General features: G+C 66.4%; 14 protein-coding genes. 7 read left to right on the plus strand and 7 right to left on the minus strand.

Translation table 11 applies throughout. The annotated features are described in order from the left end of the window. Nucleotides 1-16 precede the first annotated feature (16 nt). From DVS29_RS10720 to DVS29_RS10750, 7 genes are all read left to right on the plus strand, one after another. Nucleotides 17-1,189 (plus strand): thiolase family protein, encoded by a 1,173-nt coding sequence (locus tag DVS29_RS10720; RefSeq protein ID WP_118180577.1) that lies wholly within the window; start codon nt 17-19, stop codon nt 1,187-1,189. Further along, entirely contained in the window at nt 1,186-1,506 is a 321-nt protein-coding gene (locus DVS29_RS10725) for a Zn-ribbon domain-containing OB-fold protein (RefSeq protein ID WP_118180437.1), read from the plus strand. The genes DVS29_RS10720 and DVS29_RS10725 overlap by 4 nt, the downstream gene beginning before the upstream one ends. Before the next feature lie 39 nt (nt 1,507-1,545). After that, a complete protein-coding gene (locus tag DVS29_RS10730) occupies nt 1,546-2,664 on the plus strand; it encodes a porin (protein WP_240655540.1) in 1,119 nt (372 codons plus the stop codon). A gap of 67 nt (nt 2,665-2,731) precedes the next feature. Beyond that, nucleotides 2,732-3,640 carry a LysR family transcriptional regulator gene (locus DVS29_RS10735; RefSeq protein ID WP_118180438.1) on the plus strand — a complete coding sequence of 303 codons (909 nt, stop codon included), beginning with the start codon at nt 2,732-2,734 and terminating at the stop codon, nt 3,638-3,640. 161 nt (nt 3,641-3,801) lie between these two features. Beyond that, nucleotides 3,802-6,009, plus strand: coding sequence for a thiamine pyrophosphate-dependent enzyme (locus tag DVS29_RS10740; protein ID WP_118180439.1), 2,208 nt, complete (start codon nt 3,802-3,804; stop codon nt 6,007-6,009). A gap of 20 nt (nt 6,010-6,029) precedes the next feature. Next, nucleotides 6,030-7,613, plus strand: coding sequence for an indolepyruvate oxidoreductase subunit beta family protein (locus DVS29_RS10745; protein WP_118180440.1), 1,584 nt, complete (start codon nt 6,030-6,032; stop codon nt 7,611-7,613). A 39-nt stretch (nt 7,614-7,652) separates the two neighbouring features. Continuing rightward, a complete protein-coding gene (locus DVS29_RS10750; RefSeq protein ID WP_118180441.1) occupies nt 7,653-8,432 on the plus strand; it encodes a cyclase family protein in 780 nt (259 codons plus the stop codon). Nucleotides 8,433-8,462: 30 nt separating this feature from the next. Here the strand turns inward: DVS29_RS10750 and DVS29_RS10755 are convergent, their stop codons facing one another. From DVS29_RS10755 to DVS29_RS10785, 7 genes are all read right to left on the minus strand, one after another. Then, entirely contained in the window at nt 8,463-9,110 is a 648-nt protein-coding gene (locus tag DVS29_RS10755; protein WP_164707891.1) for a GntR family transcriptional regulator, read from the minus strand. A 108-nt stretch (nt 9,111-9,218) separates the two neighbouring features. Then, a complete protein-coding gene (locus DVS29_RS10760; protein ID WP_118180443.1) occupies nt 9,219-9,578 on the minus strand; it encodes a BON domain-containing protein in 360 nt (119 codons plus the stop codon). 27 nt (nt 9,579-9,605) lie between these two features. After that, nucleotides 9,606-10,649 carry a porin gene (locus tag DVS29_RS10765; protein ID WP_124800626.1) on the minus strand — a complete coding sequence of 348 codons (1,044 nt, stop codon included), beginning with the start codon at nt 10,647-10,649 and terminating at the stop codon, nt 9,606-9,608. Nucleotides 10,650-10,792: 143 nt separating this feature from the next. After that, nucleotides 10,793-12,157: an MFS transporter gene (locus DVS29_RS10770; protein ID WP_118180445.1), complete on the minus strand. Its 1,365-nt coding sequence runs from the start codon at nt 12,155-12,157 to the stop codon at nt 10,793-10,795. A gap of 31 nt (nt 12,158-12,188) precedes the next feature. Next, a complete protein-coding gene (locus DVS29_RS10775) occupies nt 12,189-13,895 on the minus strand; it encodes a GMC family oxidoreductase (RefSeq protein WP_118180446.1) in 1,707 nt (568 codons plus the stop codon). After that, entirely contained in the window at nt 13,892-14,305 is a 414-nt protein-coding gene (locus tag DVS29_RS10780) for a metal-sulfur cluster assembly factor (RefSeq protein ID WP_118180447.1), read from the minus strand. The genes DVS29_RS10775 and DVS29_RS10780 overlap by 4 nt, the downstream gene beginning before the upstream one ends. Then, nucleotides 14,302-15,414 carry an amidohydrolase family protein gene (locus DVS29_RS10785; protein ID WP_118180448.1) on the minus strand — a complete coding sequence of 371 codons (1,113 nt, stop codon included), beginning with the start codon at nt 15,412-15,414 and terminating at the stop codon, nt 14,302-14,304. Before DVS29_RS10785 ends, DVS29_RS10780 begins: the two co-directional genes overlap by 4 nt. Between the last annotated feature and the right edge of the window lies 1 nt (nt 15,415).

A 15,415-nucleotide genomic window follows, 5' to 3' on the forward strand; every position in this document is an offset into this window, starting at 1 on the left:
GAGACGGAGCATGACGATGCAGCCCAACGGTTTCGACGGCGTACTGATCTGCGATGGCGTCGAGGTGCCGTACCAACGTCTGGCGCCCGACGGCACCACCGACGATCTGCTCGCGCAGGCCTTTATGCTGGCCCTTGCCGGATCGGGTTTCGCGCCGGATGAGATCGACGGGCTCGGCGTGGCGTCGTTCACGCTCGCGCCGGATCATGCGATCGACCTCGCGTGGCGCCTCGGCATCGCGCCGCCCTGGTGCATGGACGACTGCCACGGCGGCGCCAGTGCGCTGAACCTGTTGCAGCATGCGGCCCGCGCGATTCAATGCGGCGATGCGAACGTGATCGTGCTGGTGTCCGGCGACCGCTTCGAGCCCGCGGACTTCAAGCAGCTCGTCGATCACTACAACCTGACGACGCGCACCTGGCTGCGTCCGCTGGAAAGCGGCGGCCCGAACGCGTTGTTCGCGATGCTGACGCAACAGCATGCGCAGCGTTACGGGCTTTCGCGCGCCGACTACGGCGCGCTGTGCATCGCGCAGCGCGAATGGGCGGCACGCAATCCGCAGGCTGTCTATCGTGCTCCGCTGACGCTCGAAGCGTATCTCGAGGCGCCGCTGGTTGCCGATCCGCTCGGCCGCTTCGACTGCGTTCCCGTCGTGAGCGGCGCGAACGCAGTCGTGCTGGCGCGCGCGGATCTCGCACGCGCGCGACCGGTCCGCCATGCGGTCGCGATCCGCGCGTTGCGCTGCGGCTACAACTTCGATCATCAACGCGGCGACGGCCTGCAGACCGCGCTCGCGCAACTCGCGCCGGCATTGTGGCGCGACGCCGGCACGACGCCCGGCGAGATGGATCTGGTGTCCGTCTACGACGACTATCCGGTGATGGCGCTGGTGCAGCTCGCCGATCTGGGCTTTGCTCCCGATCACGATCTGCGCGCGTTGATCGCGCGGATCGCGTCCGGCGCGCTGCCGGTCAACACGTCGGGCGGCCAGCTGTCGGCGGGGCAGGCGGGCGCGGCGGGCGGCATGCATGGCCTCGTCGAGGCGATCGCGCAGCTGCGCGGAGCAGCCGGCGAACGGCAGGTGCCGAATGCGCGCCGCGCGCTCGTCAGCGGCTATGGGATGGTCGAGTACCGCTACGGGATGTGTGCGAATGCGACGGTGCTCGAAGCGTGCGAGGTGCAACCGTGACGGATCTCGTCGTGTTCGAATGCGCGCGCTGCGCGACCACGCTGTTCCCTGCGCGCTATCTGTGTCCGTCTTGCGGCGGCGCGCGGTGGCATGAGCGGATTGCTGCGCACGGTACGGTGATCGCCGCGACGGTCGTCCGGCATCGCGTGGCCGCAGAGCATTCCGGCCCGGTGCATGTGGCCAGCATCGCGACGGATGCGGGCCCGATCGTGATCGCGCGCATCGATGCCGACGTGCAGGTCGGCGATGCGGTCAGCGTGGACATCGACGCGCGGCAACGGATCGCCGCGCACCGCCGCGAACAGCAAGGCGACTGACCACCCCACTGCCGTAACCACCGCACGAGAGGAGAGGACGTGAAAACGCTGCTGGCTATTTCGTTAGGTATCTTAAGCACATCGTATGCGCATGCGCAGAGCAACGTGACGATGTACGGCATCATCGACGATGGTCTCACCTGGTCGAGCAACCAGGGCGGGCACAGCGCGTGGCAGATGCAGGGCAGCATCTCGCAGGGCGATCGCTGGGGAATGCGCGGTGTGGAGGACCTGGGCGGCGGTACGCAGGCGATCTTCAGGCTCGAAAACGGCTTCAATGTCAACACCGGCGCATTGAGTCAGGGCGGGCGGCTGTTCGGCCGGCTCGCATACGTCGGACTGGCGGACGACCGCTTCGGCACGCTGACGCTCGGCCGCCAGGGCGAGGGCATCGGCGACTATATCGGCGTGCTGTCGGCGAATGGCACGCTGCCCGGCGGCATCCTGTTTCCACATCCGGGCGATCTGGACAACAACGGTATCGACTTCCATCTGAACAACGCGGTGCGCTATGTATCGCCGACCTTCGCCGGCCTGAGCGGCATGGCGATGTACAGCTTCGGCGGCGTGGCGGGCGACGTTGCACGCGACAGCGCGAAGTCGTTCGCGCTGCAGTATCAGGCCGGCAACCTGCAACTGGTGGGCGCCTACACGCAGATCGATCATCCGGCGAGCGCCGTGACGGAAGGCGTATGGACCGCGTCGAACACGGTCGACGGCAACTATGGGCTCGCGGCCGGGAGCTATCGCGTGTTCGGACTCGGTGCCGCGTATATGTTCGGCAAGCTGAAGCTCAGCGCGGACTGGACCCACACGCAGTTCGGCGACCTCGACCCGACCGTGGGCGCGAAGATCGGTGGAGCGGTCACCTTCAACATCGGTGAAATCGTCGCGAGCTACATGGTGACGCCGGCGCTGCAGCTTGGCGTGGCGTACAGCTACACGAAGGGCAACGTCGACGAGACCGGTCAGTCGCCGCACTATCAGGAGGCGGATGCGAGCGTGGACTACTTCCTGTCAAAGTCCACCGACGTCTATGCGAGCGCAACGTACATGCGCGCGGGCGGCGGCGCCGTCGCGGACCTCGCGCCGGTGCTCGCGGCGTCGAGCACCGCGAACCAGGTCGCGCTGCGCGTCGGGATTCGCAAGAAGTTCTGACATGGCCGCTGTCAGCCTCGCCGAAGCCCGCGCCTATAATGGCCCGACTCTTCGAGCGGAGCGGGCCGTGCTGGACTTTAACGACGTCGATCTCAATCTGTTGCGTGTATTCCAGGCGATCCTCGAGGAGCGCAGCCTGACGCGTGCCGGTCAGCGCCTGGGGCTGTCGCAGCCGGCGGTCAGCTATTCGCTGGGCCGGTTGCGCGCGCTGTTCGACGACCCGCTGTTCGTGCGCACGACGGGTGGCATGCTGCCCACGCCCACCGCGTCGCAATTGTCGGCACCGGTCAACCGTGCGCTCGCGTCGATCCGCGAGGTGCTGCGGCATGGCAACGAGTTCGACCCGACCTCGAGCGCGCGCGAGTTTCACGTGTCGATGTCGGACCTGGGCGAACTGGTGTTCCTGCCGCTGCTGTGCGAGCGGCTGCAGAAAGCGGCGCCCGGCGTGAAGGTGACGGCCGGGCAGGTGCCGCTTGCCGATGTCGAAGAGAAACTGCGGCTCGGGCAGCTCGATTTCGCGGTCGGCAACATGCCGGCCTTGAAGTCGTCCACGAACTACACGGTGCTCTTTCACGAACCGTATGTGTGCATCACGAGAAAACGCAGGGGGTTGCCTAAAGGCACGCTCGGGCGCGACGCGTTTCTCGCGATGCCGCACGTGCTCGTCGCATCGAGCGAAAGCAGCCACCGCAACATCGAATACTCGATGCAGGCGGCCGGACTGCACCGGAATATCGCGTTGCAGGTGCCGCATTTCACGGTCGTGCCGCAGATCATCCGTCGCACCGACTGGATGGTGACCGTGCCCGAACGCGTTGCGCGTCTCTTCAACGAGTACGGCGAATTCGTGATCTACCCGCTGCCGGTTGCCATTCCCGAGGTCGAAGTCACCGTGCACTGGCATGAGGCGTTCGCGACCGACGAAGGCAATCGCTGGTTCCGCAAGCTCATCATCGACACGCTGCGCGAGGACTGAACGCGGGCCCATCCGGCCTTCCGCGCGCAGGCGGAAGCGCGCCCGGGTTCATAAATCAATTTATGGACGTTGGCCAATTTGATTGATTCGGCAAATACAGACGCTTTCCCTATACTGGCCGCAACAGAATGCGCGGCGTGCATCGGAACATCGAGGGAGACATGGCTGAGCGGTCGTTTGTCGAGGAAGTCGGGAAGCTGAAACTGGGAGCGGGCGACGTATTCAGCGGCGAGGGCATTCTGGCCGTGACGAAGGCGCTGCTCGAATCGGGCATCGCTTACGTGGCGGGATACCAGGGCGCGCCGATCTCGCATCTGATGGATGTGCTGGCCGACGCGCAGGACATCCTGAGCGAGCACGGTATCCGCTTCGAGAACAGCGCGAGCGAGGCGAGCGCGGCGGCCGCGCTGTCCGCGTCGGTCAACTATCCGTTGCGTGGTGCGGTCGTGTTCAAGGCGACCGTCGGCACCAACGTCGCGTCCGACGCGCTCGCGAATCTCGCATCCGGTGGCGTGACAGGCGGCGCGCTCGTGATCGTCGGCGAAGATTACGGCGAAGGCTCGTCGATCATGCAGGAACGCAGCCATGCGTTCGCGATGAAGTCGCAGATCTGGCTGCTCGATCCGCGGCCGAACCTGCCGTGCATCGTGCAGGCGGTGAAGGACGGCTTCGAGCTGTCCGAAGCGAGCCATACGCCCGTGATGCTGCAACTGCGCATCCGCGCCTGCCATCTGCACGGCCAGTTCGTCGCCTCGGACAACCGCCGCCCGGTGTTCACGATCCGCGACGCGCAGGACGCGCCGCGACGTGACGTCAGCCGCATCGTGCTGCCGCCGGCGAGCTTCGTGCACGAGCGCGAGAAGATCGACGAGCGCTGGCCTGCCGCCATCCGCTTCATCGAAGCGCGTCGTCTCAACGAGTTCTTTTCCGCCGACGCTCGCGACATCGGCATCGCCGTGCAGGGCGGTTCGTACAACACCGTGCTGCGTGCGCTGGAGCGCCTCGGACTCGCGGACGTGTACGGCGAATCGGCAATACCGCTCTACGTGATGAACGTCGCGTATCCGCTGATCGACAGCGAATGGGAACGCTTCTGCGCGGGCAAGCGCGCGGTGCTGGTGATCGAGGAAGGGCAGCCGAACTTCATCGAGCAGAACGCGTCGTCGATCCTGCATCGGAGTGGCGCACGCACGACGCTGCACGGCAAGGACATGCTGCCGCTCGCGGGCGAATACAACGCGGCGACCGTCACGAAGGGGCTGCGCGCGTTTCTCGAGCGCTATGGCGCGCTCGACCCGCAACCGGTGCGCAACAAGGTGATTCCAGTCGTGCCGGTGAGCACGGCAGCACCCGATCCGGTGGCGTCGGAAAGCACCGCTGAAGCCGCTGCCGATGCTGACGCGTTTCCGCCGCTCGATGCGAACGTTCACGCGCGTCCGCCCGGTTTCTGCACAGGTTGCCCGGAGCGCCCGATTTTCACCGCGATGAAGCTGGTTGAGCGCGAACTCGGTCCGCGTCATGTGAGCGCGGACATCGGTTGCCATCTGTTTTCGATCCTGCCGCCATTCAATATCGGTGCGACCACGATGGGCTACGGTCTCGGCAGCGCGAGCGCCGCGGCGCTGAACGCGCCCGACGGCAAGCGCGCGATCGCGGTGATGGGCGATGGCGGCTTCTGGCACAATGGGCTCACGAGCGGGATCGCGAATGCGGTGTTCAACCGCAACGACAACCTGACGATCGTGGTCGACAACAGCTACACGTCGGCGACGGGCGGGCAGGACATCCTGTCGTCGGCGGCGCGCAATCCGTCGCGCAGCACCGGACATGCGATCGAACAGGCGGTGCGCGGCGTCGGCGTCGACTGGGTGCGGACCGTGCGCCGCACCTACGACCTGAAAGCGATGACCGCCACGCTCAAGGAGGCGCTCACGACGACGACGCGAGGCCCGAAGGTGCTGGTCGCGCAGAGCGAGTGCATGCTCAACCGGCAGCGCCGCGAACGTCCGAGGCAGCGCGCCGCGGTCGCAGCCGGCCGGCGTGTGGTGCGCGAACGCTTCGGCGTGGATGCCGATACTTGCACGGGCGATCACTCGTGCATCCGGCTGTCGGGTTGTCCGTCGCTGTCGATCCGCGAGAATCCCGATCCGCTGCGCACCGATCCCGTCGCGCGGGTGCTCGATAGCTGCGTAGGTTGCGGTCTGTGCGGAGAGGTATCGCACGCGGCCGTGCTGTGTCCGTCGTTCTATCGCGCACAGATCGTCAGTAATCCGACGCGTTTCGACCGGCTACGGGAACGCGTGCGTCATGCGGTGATCGGCTGGCTGCAGCGCCGCGACACGCGCCGCCGCGCGCGCTTCGCTTTCTGAACGAACGGCATCTGAACGTAATGAATCACGCACAACCGATCAAGATCGCGGTCCTCGCGATGGGCGGCGAAGGTGGCGGCGTGCTGGCCGACTGGATCGTGGATCTCGGCGAGCACAACGGCTATCACGCGCAGACCACGTCCGTACCCGGCGTCGCGCAGCGCACCGGCGCCACGATCTACTATGTCGAACTGTTCCCGCGCGAGCGCGATCACGCGCCCGGCCGCACGCCGGTGCTCGCGTTGATGCCGACACCGGGCGACGTCGACATCGTGCTCGCGTCGGAACTGATGGAGGCGGGGCGCGCGGTGCAGCGCGGGCTCGTCACGCAGCAGCGGACCACGCTGATCGCGTCGACGCACCGCGTGTTCTCGATCGGCGAGAAGTCGGCGATGGGCGATGGCCGGGTCGACGACGCGGCGTTGATCGCGCATGCGGCGCGCGCTGCGCAGCGGTTTGTGCGTTTCGACATGGCGGAGATGGCCGAACAGACTGGCAGCGTGATCAGCGCGGTGCTGTTCGGTGCGCTCGCGGGCGTCGGCGTGCTGCCGTTCAGCCGCAGACAGTTCGAACAGACGATCGAGCGCGGCGGCGTAGGGGTGAAAGCGAGTTTGCACGCGTTCGATCGAGCGTATGCGGGCGTGGGCGCGGATTCAGCCCAGGATCTGCGTGCGCCGGATGCTGCCGTATCGGACGCTGGCACCGGATCGCCGCGTGCCGATGGGCCGTCAACACCGGAATCATCCGGCACGTTGCCCACGCCACGCGATCCACGCGTCGCGCGCCTGCTCGAACGCGTGCGGACGGAATTGCCGCCAGAGGCGCAAACGCTCGCGCGCGAAGGCGTGCGCCGCCTGATCGACTATCAAGACCCTGCGTACGCGGAGCTCTATCTGGACCGACTGCTACGTGTTCGTACCGCGCTGGACGCGGGCAGCCCCGCAACCGCAACCGAAACCGCGACGCTCCTCGCGGACACGGCGCGTCATCTTGCACTGTGGATGTCGTTCGAAGATACGATTCGCGTTGCCGACCTCAAGACCCGCGACACACGCTTTGCGCGTGTGCGCGACGAGGTTCGCGCGAACCAGGACCAGGTGCTCGCGATCAACGAGTTTCTGCATCCGCGTATCGAAGAAATCTGCGACACGCTGCCTGCGCCGCTTGGCCGCTGGCTCGCGCAGCCGCGCTGGGCGCATCGCGTGGTGGCGCGACTGGCGAGTCACGGCCGGGTGGTGTCCACGACATCGCTGCGAGGCTATCTGCTGCTCTACGCGGTGGCGCGTCTGCGCGCGATTCGGCGCTGCACGCTGCGCTACGTCGTCGAGCAGGCGCGCATCGACAACTGGCTCGAGCAGATCGTCGCGCTGGTCGCCGACCGCCCGGCGCTCGCGATCGAAGTGGCGCGCTGCCAGCGGCTGGTGAAGGGCTACGGCGATACTTATGCGCGCGGCGTCGGCAACTACCTGACCGTGATGGCCGCGCTCGCGCGCTCGGGCGGCCAGCTTGCGCCCGCGACGCTGCACGAGCTTCGCGACGCGGCGCTCGCCGATGAACATGGTCATGCGCTGAAGGCCGCGTTGAGCCGGCATGCGTTGGCGTGAACCCGGCGTCGATCGAAACTTGAACAAGGAGAGCTGGCGATGAATGCAGTGCTCGGTGAACTGGTCAGCAGTCTGGCGCACGGCGATCTGCGCGTGATCGATCTCACGCAGACGCTATCGCCCGAATTCCCGGCGCTGCAATTGCCGCCGCAGTTCGGCCAGGTGTGGGCGTTCAGGATGGAAACCATCAGCCACTATGACGAGAATGGTCCCGGCTGGTACTGGAACAACTTTTCGTGCGGCGAGCATACCGGCACGCATTTCGACGCGCCGGTTCACTGGATCACGGGCAAGGATCATCCGCGCAATTCGGTCGATACGATCGACGCGCGCAATTTCATCGCGCCGGCGGTCGTGGTCGATGCGAGCACGGAGGTTGCGGACAACCCGGACTGGTTGCTGACGCCCGAGTATCTCGCCGCGTGGGAGGCACAGCACGGCAGGATTCCGGCGGGCGCGTGGGTACTCTTTCGCACCGACTGGTCGAAGCGCACCGACCCGGCCGCGTTCCTGAACCTGCGCGACGACGGCGCGCATACGCCTGGACCCACGCAGGCCGCGGTCGAATGGATGATTCACGAGCGCGACGTGCACGGCTTCGGCGTGGAAACGATCAATACCGACGCCGGGCAGGCGTACGCATGGCCGGTACCGTATCCGTGTCACACGCTGATGCATGGATCGAACCGCTATGGTCTGCAATGCCTGACGAATCTCGATCAGTTGCCGGCTACCGGCGCGGTGATCGTTTCGGCGCCGCTCAAGATCCAGAATGGTTCGGGCAGCCCGCTGCGCGTGCTGGCGCTGGTTGGCGGTTAGCGCTCGCGGGATACGCGAGGCATTGCAGCGTTATCTCGGCCTGAAATACCGGACCACGGTCTCCGACACACGTTGAAGATGCTTTTCGACCGCGAGTTGTGCGGCGGCTTCGTCGCGCGCAAGCACGGCGCGCACGATCGCGCCGTTTTCTTCGATCACGTCGGGTAGCTGCCGGTGCTGCTTGAGACCGACGATACGCGCGCGCTTCACGTGTCGCGACAGCAGCGTGTAGCTGTCGCGCAAGGTGGGATTGTTCGCGAGCTCGATGATCTTGCGATGCAGCGCCTGATGCAGCTCGAAGTAATGCTCCGGTTTCGCCGGATCGTATTCGGCCGCGAAACGCGCGTGCAGCGACGCGAGGGTGGCGAGTTCTTCATCGGAAGCATGCCGGCAGGCCTGACGCGCCGCATAGCCTTCGAGCGCGCCGATGACGGCGAGCTTGTCTTCGATCGTTTCGACGGAGATCGGCGCCACGATTGCGCCGCGGTTGCGGAAGAGCTGGATCAGGCCTTCCGATTCGAGCACCTTGAGCGCTTCGCGCAGCGGCGTGCGCGAGACTTCGAATTCTTCGCAGAGCTCGCGTTCGGAAATCGGCGTGCCGGGACTGAGCACGCCGTCGACGATGCGATCCCGCAGAATCTCCGTCAATTGATGATGCAGGTGAGTGGTCTCGGACATCATACGGGCGATGAGAATACCCGCGCCCACGCGCGGCAGTCGCCATTATATTGCATGCAGATCGAATGCAATGTGCGGTTCGCGCGGGCGTCCGTCGTGCGATATGCGCTACATGGGCGCGCGGATCGTCAGCTTGCTGATGACCGACGTGACGTTCGGTACCTGCGCCGCCGCGGCCGCCGCCGCTTCCGCGTCCTTCTCGTCCGGCACGGTGCCGCTCAGCACGACCACACCGCCGTGCGCGAGCACGGAAACGTTCGACGGATTCAGGCCGCTCGTGCGCGCCAGGCGCCGGCGCACGCTTTTGATCAGCTGCTTGTCGTCAGCGGTGGGATGCTTCAGGTCATGGACCGACGGCAGGCTGGCGTCCTGAGGCGCCTGCGGTTGTGCCGATGCGGACGGCACGGCGCCGAGTGATAGCAGACAGGCGATCGTGGCCAGCATCGCACCGATAGTTGGCATGTTCATAAGAGCCTCGAAGGTGTGCAGGTGGCGTCAGAAGTAATGCATGATGCCGCTGAAGAAGCCGAGCTGGTTGTGCCCGACGGCCGGGTTCCACGTCGAGCCTACCGGCTGCTCGACCGGGCTGAAGTTCGTGTGCCTGCCGTTGAGCACGTAGCCGGCGGTTGCGTAGAAATAGGTTCGCTTCGACAGGTTGTACGACGGGCTGAGCGCGATCAGCGTGGCGCTGCCCTGGCCGTTGCGCTGGTGAATATGCGCGATACCGGTGGCGATTTTCAGCGGGCCGGGCGCGTTGTACGTGATGCCGGCCCAGCCGTAGTCCGCGTAACGCGGCGCGGAGGCGGGCGCCTGCGGCGCCGCCATAAACGTGTAGGCGGCCTGCACCTTGAAGAGACTGCCCGTCCACGCCGCACCGATGAACAGCTGCTTCTGGTCGTTGAACAGATCGCTGAACTGGCCGTTCGCGTCGCGCACTTCCTGGTAGATGGCGCGGGTGGAAAACGCGCCGAAACGGTAGGTGAGTTGCACGCCATCCGTTCTGCCGCTGTTGTACTGTCCCGCCACGCCGCTCAGCGAATACTGGAAGCCCACGTCGAAGCCCGCGAACGATGGCGAGTAGTAGCTGAACGTGTTGCTGAAATTCGGCCAGTTGGCGCCGCGCACGATCGATTCCATGCCGATGTGCTGCTGGTAGAGCGGGTCGTAGTCGAAGCTGCCGTCCTTCAGGATCGCGTCGTCGCGGCCCATGCGGAACGAGCCGAATGGGCCGCTCATGCCGACGTACGCGTTCTGCCAGAACGGATTGGAGCTCACACCATTGGTCACGAGGATGTAGTCGAGCAGCTTGAAATTGACCGTGTAGCCGCCGCCGATATCCTCCTTGCCGGTCATGCCCCAGGCGCTCGCGCCGGCGTCGCCGCTGTCCGCGCTCCAGAGCGCGGAGCGTGCGCCGTTGGGACCTGCCACACCGGACAGATACTGGATGCCGGCATCCACCCGGCCCCACAGCGTCACGCTGCTTTGCGCGCACGCGGAGCCTGACGCCAGCATCAGGGCAATGCACATTCGACGTTTCACTTCGATCTCCTAACCGTATCTTGTAGTGTCGGTCGTTCAAGGACAGATTCGCCCGGGAACGCCTGCTGTCTGAAACGAATTTAAATTGAATTCAATTTAAATTCACTCGGCACTTCTACTAGGAACTGAACGCTACGAGGGACTCAACGTTGCGGCGGCGCGGCCTGTAGCGATGCCGGTTCCGCGGCCGCGCCGCGCGCGGTGGAACGCGCGAGCGCCAGCAACGCAATCGCCGCGACGACCGGCGGAATCGCGCAGAACAGGAACATCTGCGACGGTTGTGCCGTGACCGCCAGCACCGCGCCGCCGGCGAGCGGACCGAGCAGCGAGCCGGTTCGTCCGACCGCCTGCGACCAGCCCACTCCCGTGCCGCGCACCGAGGTCGGATAGAACCCGGTGATGTACGCGGTCACCGCGAGTTGCGCGCCGATCACGAAGAAGCCGGCGAGGAAGATGCAGGTCATGACCGGCAGCCAGCGGTCTCCCGCCAGGCCGATGCCGGCCACCGCGATGGCGCCGAGGCCGTACGAGTACGCGAGCCGGCTTAGCGTGTGGCGCTTCGCGATCCGCACGACGCAGATGCTGCCGACGATCCCCGCGAAGTTGATCATCACGGTGCCGAGCACGGCCTGCCGGATCGGCATGCCGATCTGGCGCAGCAGCGACGGAATCCAGTTGATCAGGCAGTACGTCATCACCAGCGACGAGAAAAGCGCGATCCACAGCATCACGGTCGGCACGCCGAAGCCGTCGCTGAACAGCGCGCTCACACTGCCGCGCGTCACTTTCGGCTCGGCGACGTAGTACGTGTCGTCAGCGCGCCAGCTGCGCGTATGGTCGATCCGCGCGAGCGCGGCGGCGATCTTCCCGCGATGCCGGCCCGACAGCGTCGCGTAACGGATCGACTCGGGCATCAGCAGGATCAGCACGGGTACGCACAGCAGCGGCAGCACGGCGCCGAGGTGAAACACCGACGTCCAGCCGTAGCGCTCGATCATCGGCGCCGCGAACGCGCCGCCCACCACCGCGCCGAGCGGAAAGCCCCACATGCTGATCGTGACGGCCGTGTTGCGCAGTCTGGCCGGCGCATATTCCGACGCGAGCGCGAGGAAGTTGACGAGCGCGCCGCCCAGCCCGACGCCCGCGACGAGCCGCAGCACCAGCAGCTCGTGATAGTTCTGCGCGATGCTGCAGCTCCAGGTCAGCGCGCCGAACAGCGCGACTGAGCAGATCACTGGCCAGCGCCGTCCGAGCCGGTCCGCGACCATGCCGAACAGGATCGCGCCCACCGCGGTGCCGAGCAGCCCCGCGGAAAAGATCGGCCCGAACGCAGCGGGTGCGAGCTTCCACTGCGCGCTGATCGCCGGCGCGACGAACGCGATCGCCTGGGTGTCGTAGCCGTCGAGCACGATGACGACGAACAGCAGTATGAAAATGCGCCACTGGTACGGGCCGAATGGCGCGGTGTCGATTACGCCTGCCACGTCGATGCGTTGTCCTGTCTCCATGATGTCCTCTTGTCGGTCTGCGCGCGGGCCGTCAGTGCACGGCGCCCGCACAGAGATTGGTTTTCTCGATGGCGTCGGCGAGCTTCTCGGCAACCATGATGGTTGGAATGTGCGTATTGCCGGACGGCACACGCGGCATCACGGACGCGTCCGCGACGCGCAGCCCGTCCACGCCGTGCACGGCGCCCGCGGTGTCGGTCACGGCGAGCGGATCGTCGGCGCGGCCCATCACGCAGGTGCCGCACACGTGCCCCGTGCCCGTCACCGATGCGCGGATATAGGCACGCAGTGCGTCGGGATCGCGGCGGAGTTCGTCGAGCGGGGTGAGCTTCGCGAAGCGCCGCAACACGCCCATGCCGCCGCGCGGGTCGACGTCCATCCACGTCGCGGCCATCGCCGCGCGCAGGCCGTTGAAGCGCGAGATCTGGTTGAAGCGCATCAGCCTCGCGGCGTCTTCGAGCACGAACGGCTCGTGACACAGCTTTGCGACCGCGGGCGCGTCGAACATCCGGCACGCGAATTCGAAGCCCTGCACGAGGCGCTCGATGTCCGCTTCATCCGACGCGAAGCCGAATTCGATGCGGGTGGCTTCGTTGGGCCGTTCGGGATCGAGACTGACGGTGCCGCGCGCAAGCGGCCGCATCAGCACCGGCGACAGCGACGCAAGCCTGCGGCCCAGCGCATGCCACGACACATAGCTGCGGATATAGAGGCCGAGATCGCCATCCGGGCAGCCATCACGTTTCGACGACCAGCGGATGAACGTCGATCCCGCCGGCCGCCAGCCCGGCGTGTCGCGCCCATCGGGACGCAGCAGCGCGGTGGTGTAAAGAATCGGGTGGTTCTGCAGATTGCGGCCGACGCCGGGCAGATTCGCGCGAACCAGGATGCGCAGCCTGTGCAGCGCGTCGCCGGGGCCGATGCCCGAGCGCAGCAGCAGCGCCGGCGTGCGCAGCGCGCCGGCCGTCACGATGGTTTCGCGAGCATGCAGTTCCACGGTCGATCCATCGTCGCGCCGCGCGATCGCGCCGGTCACGCGGTTGCCATCGAACAGCAGACGTTGCGCTTGCGCGCATTGCAGGATGGTCAGGTTGTCGCGCTGGCGCGTGGCTGCGTCGAGATAGCAGAGCCCCGCCGATGCGCGCGACGATTCGTAGCGGCTGATCGGCAGCGAGCAGTGGCCGTCGCCGAACTGCGCGTTCATGTCGTCGATCTGCGGAAAGCCTGCATCGTAGGCGGCGGTTGCGACCGCCCGTGCGAGCGGCTGCCACTCTGCCTGCGTCTCGCGGCGGATCGGCACCGGACCGCTGCGGCCATGCATCGGTCCGCTGAAATCGACGTCCGTTTCGAGCCTGCGAAACCACGGCAGCACGTCGTCCCAGCCCCAGCCCGCCGCGCCCGCGTCGCGCCATTCGTCGTAGTCGCCGGGCATCCCGCGCAGCGCCCACATACCCATGATCGACGAGCTGCCGCCGACATTGCGTCCTTGCGGCAGCGGCACCGCCGGCGAATCCTGCGCGGTGCGCCAGTGGACCTTCGTGTCGGGCCACATGTAGCGCGTGTTGAACGCCGACAGCGGAAACACGTTGTCGATATCCGCTGGCACGCCGCGCGCCGCGACGTCCGGTCCAGCTTCGAGCAACGTTACCGTTACGTCGCGCCGGGCGGAGAGCCGGTTCGCGAGCACGGAGCCTGCCGCGCCGGCACCGACGATCAGATAGTCATATGTCGTGCTCATCGCGTCACCCCGTTCGCGGGCTGGCGTTGCGCCGGCTGCGCGGAATCGAGCACGCGGATCGGGATCACGCCGTAACGGCCCGACCGATGACGGTGCAGGCGTGCGCGATACGCGTCGCTCATGTCCTCGGGTTCCCAGTCGAAGCGCTCGTCGAGCCGGACGTCGACGTGCGCGATGCCCGGCGTCGCGGTCAGGACCTTGTACGCTTCGGTCGCGAACGGCGCGCCCATCAGGCAGCCATACTCGGTCACCGCGATCACCACTTCGACGTGCGCGCCGTCGGGCTCGTCGTGCAATGCGACGTGACGCACGAGTCCCATGTCGTCGAGGCCCGCCGCGCAGCCCGCGGCCACGCTGCACGGATCGATCACGGCATTGAGGGCCGCGCGAATCTCGCGTTCGGTCGTCATGCCGCGCGCTCCAGATCGGGACGTCCGCTCCACGGTTCGGCGAGCGTGGTGCGCTGGCCGAATTCGTCGCTGGCGAGCCGCGCGCGCAGCGCGTCGACGTCCCAGCCGAGAAAGCGCGCGTGATTCAGGCCGAGGATGCAGCGTTTCATGTCCTCCGTCAGTTGCGGGTAGCCATAGTCGCGGCACATGTCGTCCGGAATCTGGAAGTCCCAGAACAGTTCGATGAACGGCCGCGGATGATGTGCAACACAGCCGGTCGACCAGAAGATGCGGTCCTCGCCGCCCCATACGAGCAGCGAGCCGAGCAACTCCGCGAAACGCCGCGGCGAACGCTGCAGCAGATACGCGCTGCTGCCTTCGAGATTCACGGTGACGTTCGGGAAGCGCTGCATCTGCCACGCCGTTTCCTCGAGGAACGCGATGCCGCCGTGCACGACCTCGAACGTCAGGTCCGGAAACGCGACGGCGGCGCCGGCCACGTCGAACGGCGCGAACGGTTCGCTCGGCACCTGGCCTTGCGGAATCGCCTTGTGCGTCGCGATCATCTTCACGCCGAGCTTTTGCGCGCGCTCCAGCAGCGGGAACGCGATCTCGGGATCGTCGAGGCGATAGCTCTTCACTTCGCCGTCCACCAGATCCATCGGATAGAACTTGAGACCGACCACACGATCTTCTTCGACGAGCCGGTCGATCACATCGAGCGCATCGGGCTGCCACGGGCTCACAGGGCCGTACAGCGCGACGCGCTCGGGCCAGCGTTCGCGCATCGCGCGGCCCACCCACAGCGGCGAACCGCCGTCGCGATAGATGCCGTAAAGCGGGGTGCCGTGATAGATGCACACGTCGGTCTGACTCTCGGCGAAGAGCGCATGGCCGAGGAGCTGCGGATCGGCCGCGTGGATGAAGCGTTCGCGCGACAGTGCCCATTTCGGATCGCCGTCGGGAATCAGGCGGCTGTGGCCCGCATACAGCGTGTCGGAAAGCTGGATCGCGACACGCTCCTTGAAGCGGCCCTCGACGTGATTGTCCGGCATCGTGTTGTAACCATGCACCGTCGAGTCGATCACGAAGACGTCGTCGAGATGCCAGCGGCTGGGCGTGGAAGTCATG

The organism is Paraburkholderia phosphatilytica, from assembly GCF_003443895.1.
Taxonomy (GTDB): Bacteria; Pseudomonadota; Gammaproteobacteria; order Burkholderiales; family Burkholderiaceae; genus Paraburkholderia; species Paraburkholderia phosphatilytica.

Bases quoted from the DNA above. Each gene is read 5' to 3' on its own strand.
- DVS29_RS10720 (WP_118180577.1), top strand. From the start codon at position 17: ATGCAGCCCAACGGTTTCGACGGCGTACTGATCTGCGATGGCGTCGAG.
- DVS29_RS10740 (WP_118180439.1), top strand. From the start codon at position 3,802: ATGGCTGAGCGGTCGTTTGTCGAGGAAGTCGGGAAGCTGAAACTGGGA.
- DVS29_RS10745 (WP_118180440.1), top strand. From the start codon at position 6,030: ATGAATCACGCACAACCGATCAAGATCGCGGTCCTCGCGATGGGCGGC.
- DVS29_RS10750 (WP_118180441.1), top strand. From the start codon at position 7,653: ATGAATGCAGTGCTCGGTGAACTGGTCAGCAGTCTGGCGCACGGCGAT.
- DVS29_RS10755 (WP_164707891.1), bottom strand. From the start codon at position 9,110: ATGTCCGAGACCACTCACCTGCATCATCAATTGACGGAGATTCTGCGG.
- DVS29_RS10760 (WP_118180443.1), bottom strand. From the start codon at position 9,578: ATGAACATGCCAACTATCGGTGCGATGCTGGCCACGATCGCCTGTCTG.
- DVS29_RS10770 (WP_118180445.1), bottom strand. From the start codon at position 12,157: ATGGAGACAGGACAACGCATCGACGTGGCAGGCGTAATCGACACCGCG.
- DVS29_RS10775 (WP_118180446.1), bottom strand. From the start codon at position 13,895: ATGAGCACGACATATGACTATCTGATCGTCGGTGCCGGCGCGGCAGGC.
- DVS29_RS10780 (WP_118180447.1), bottom strand. From the start codon at position 14,305: ATGACGACCGAACGCGAGATTCGCGCGGCCCTCAATGCCGTGATCGAT.
- DVS29_RS10785 (WP_118180448.1), bottom strand. From the start codon at position 15,414: ATGACTTCCACGCCCAGCCGCTGGCATCTCGACGACGTCTTCGTGATC.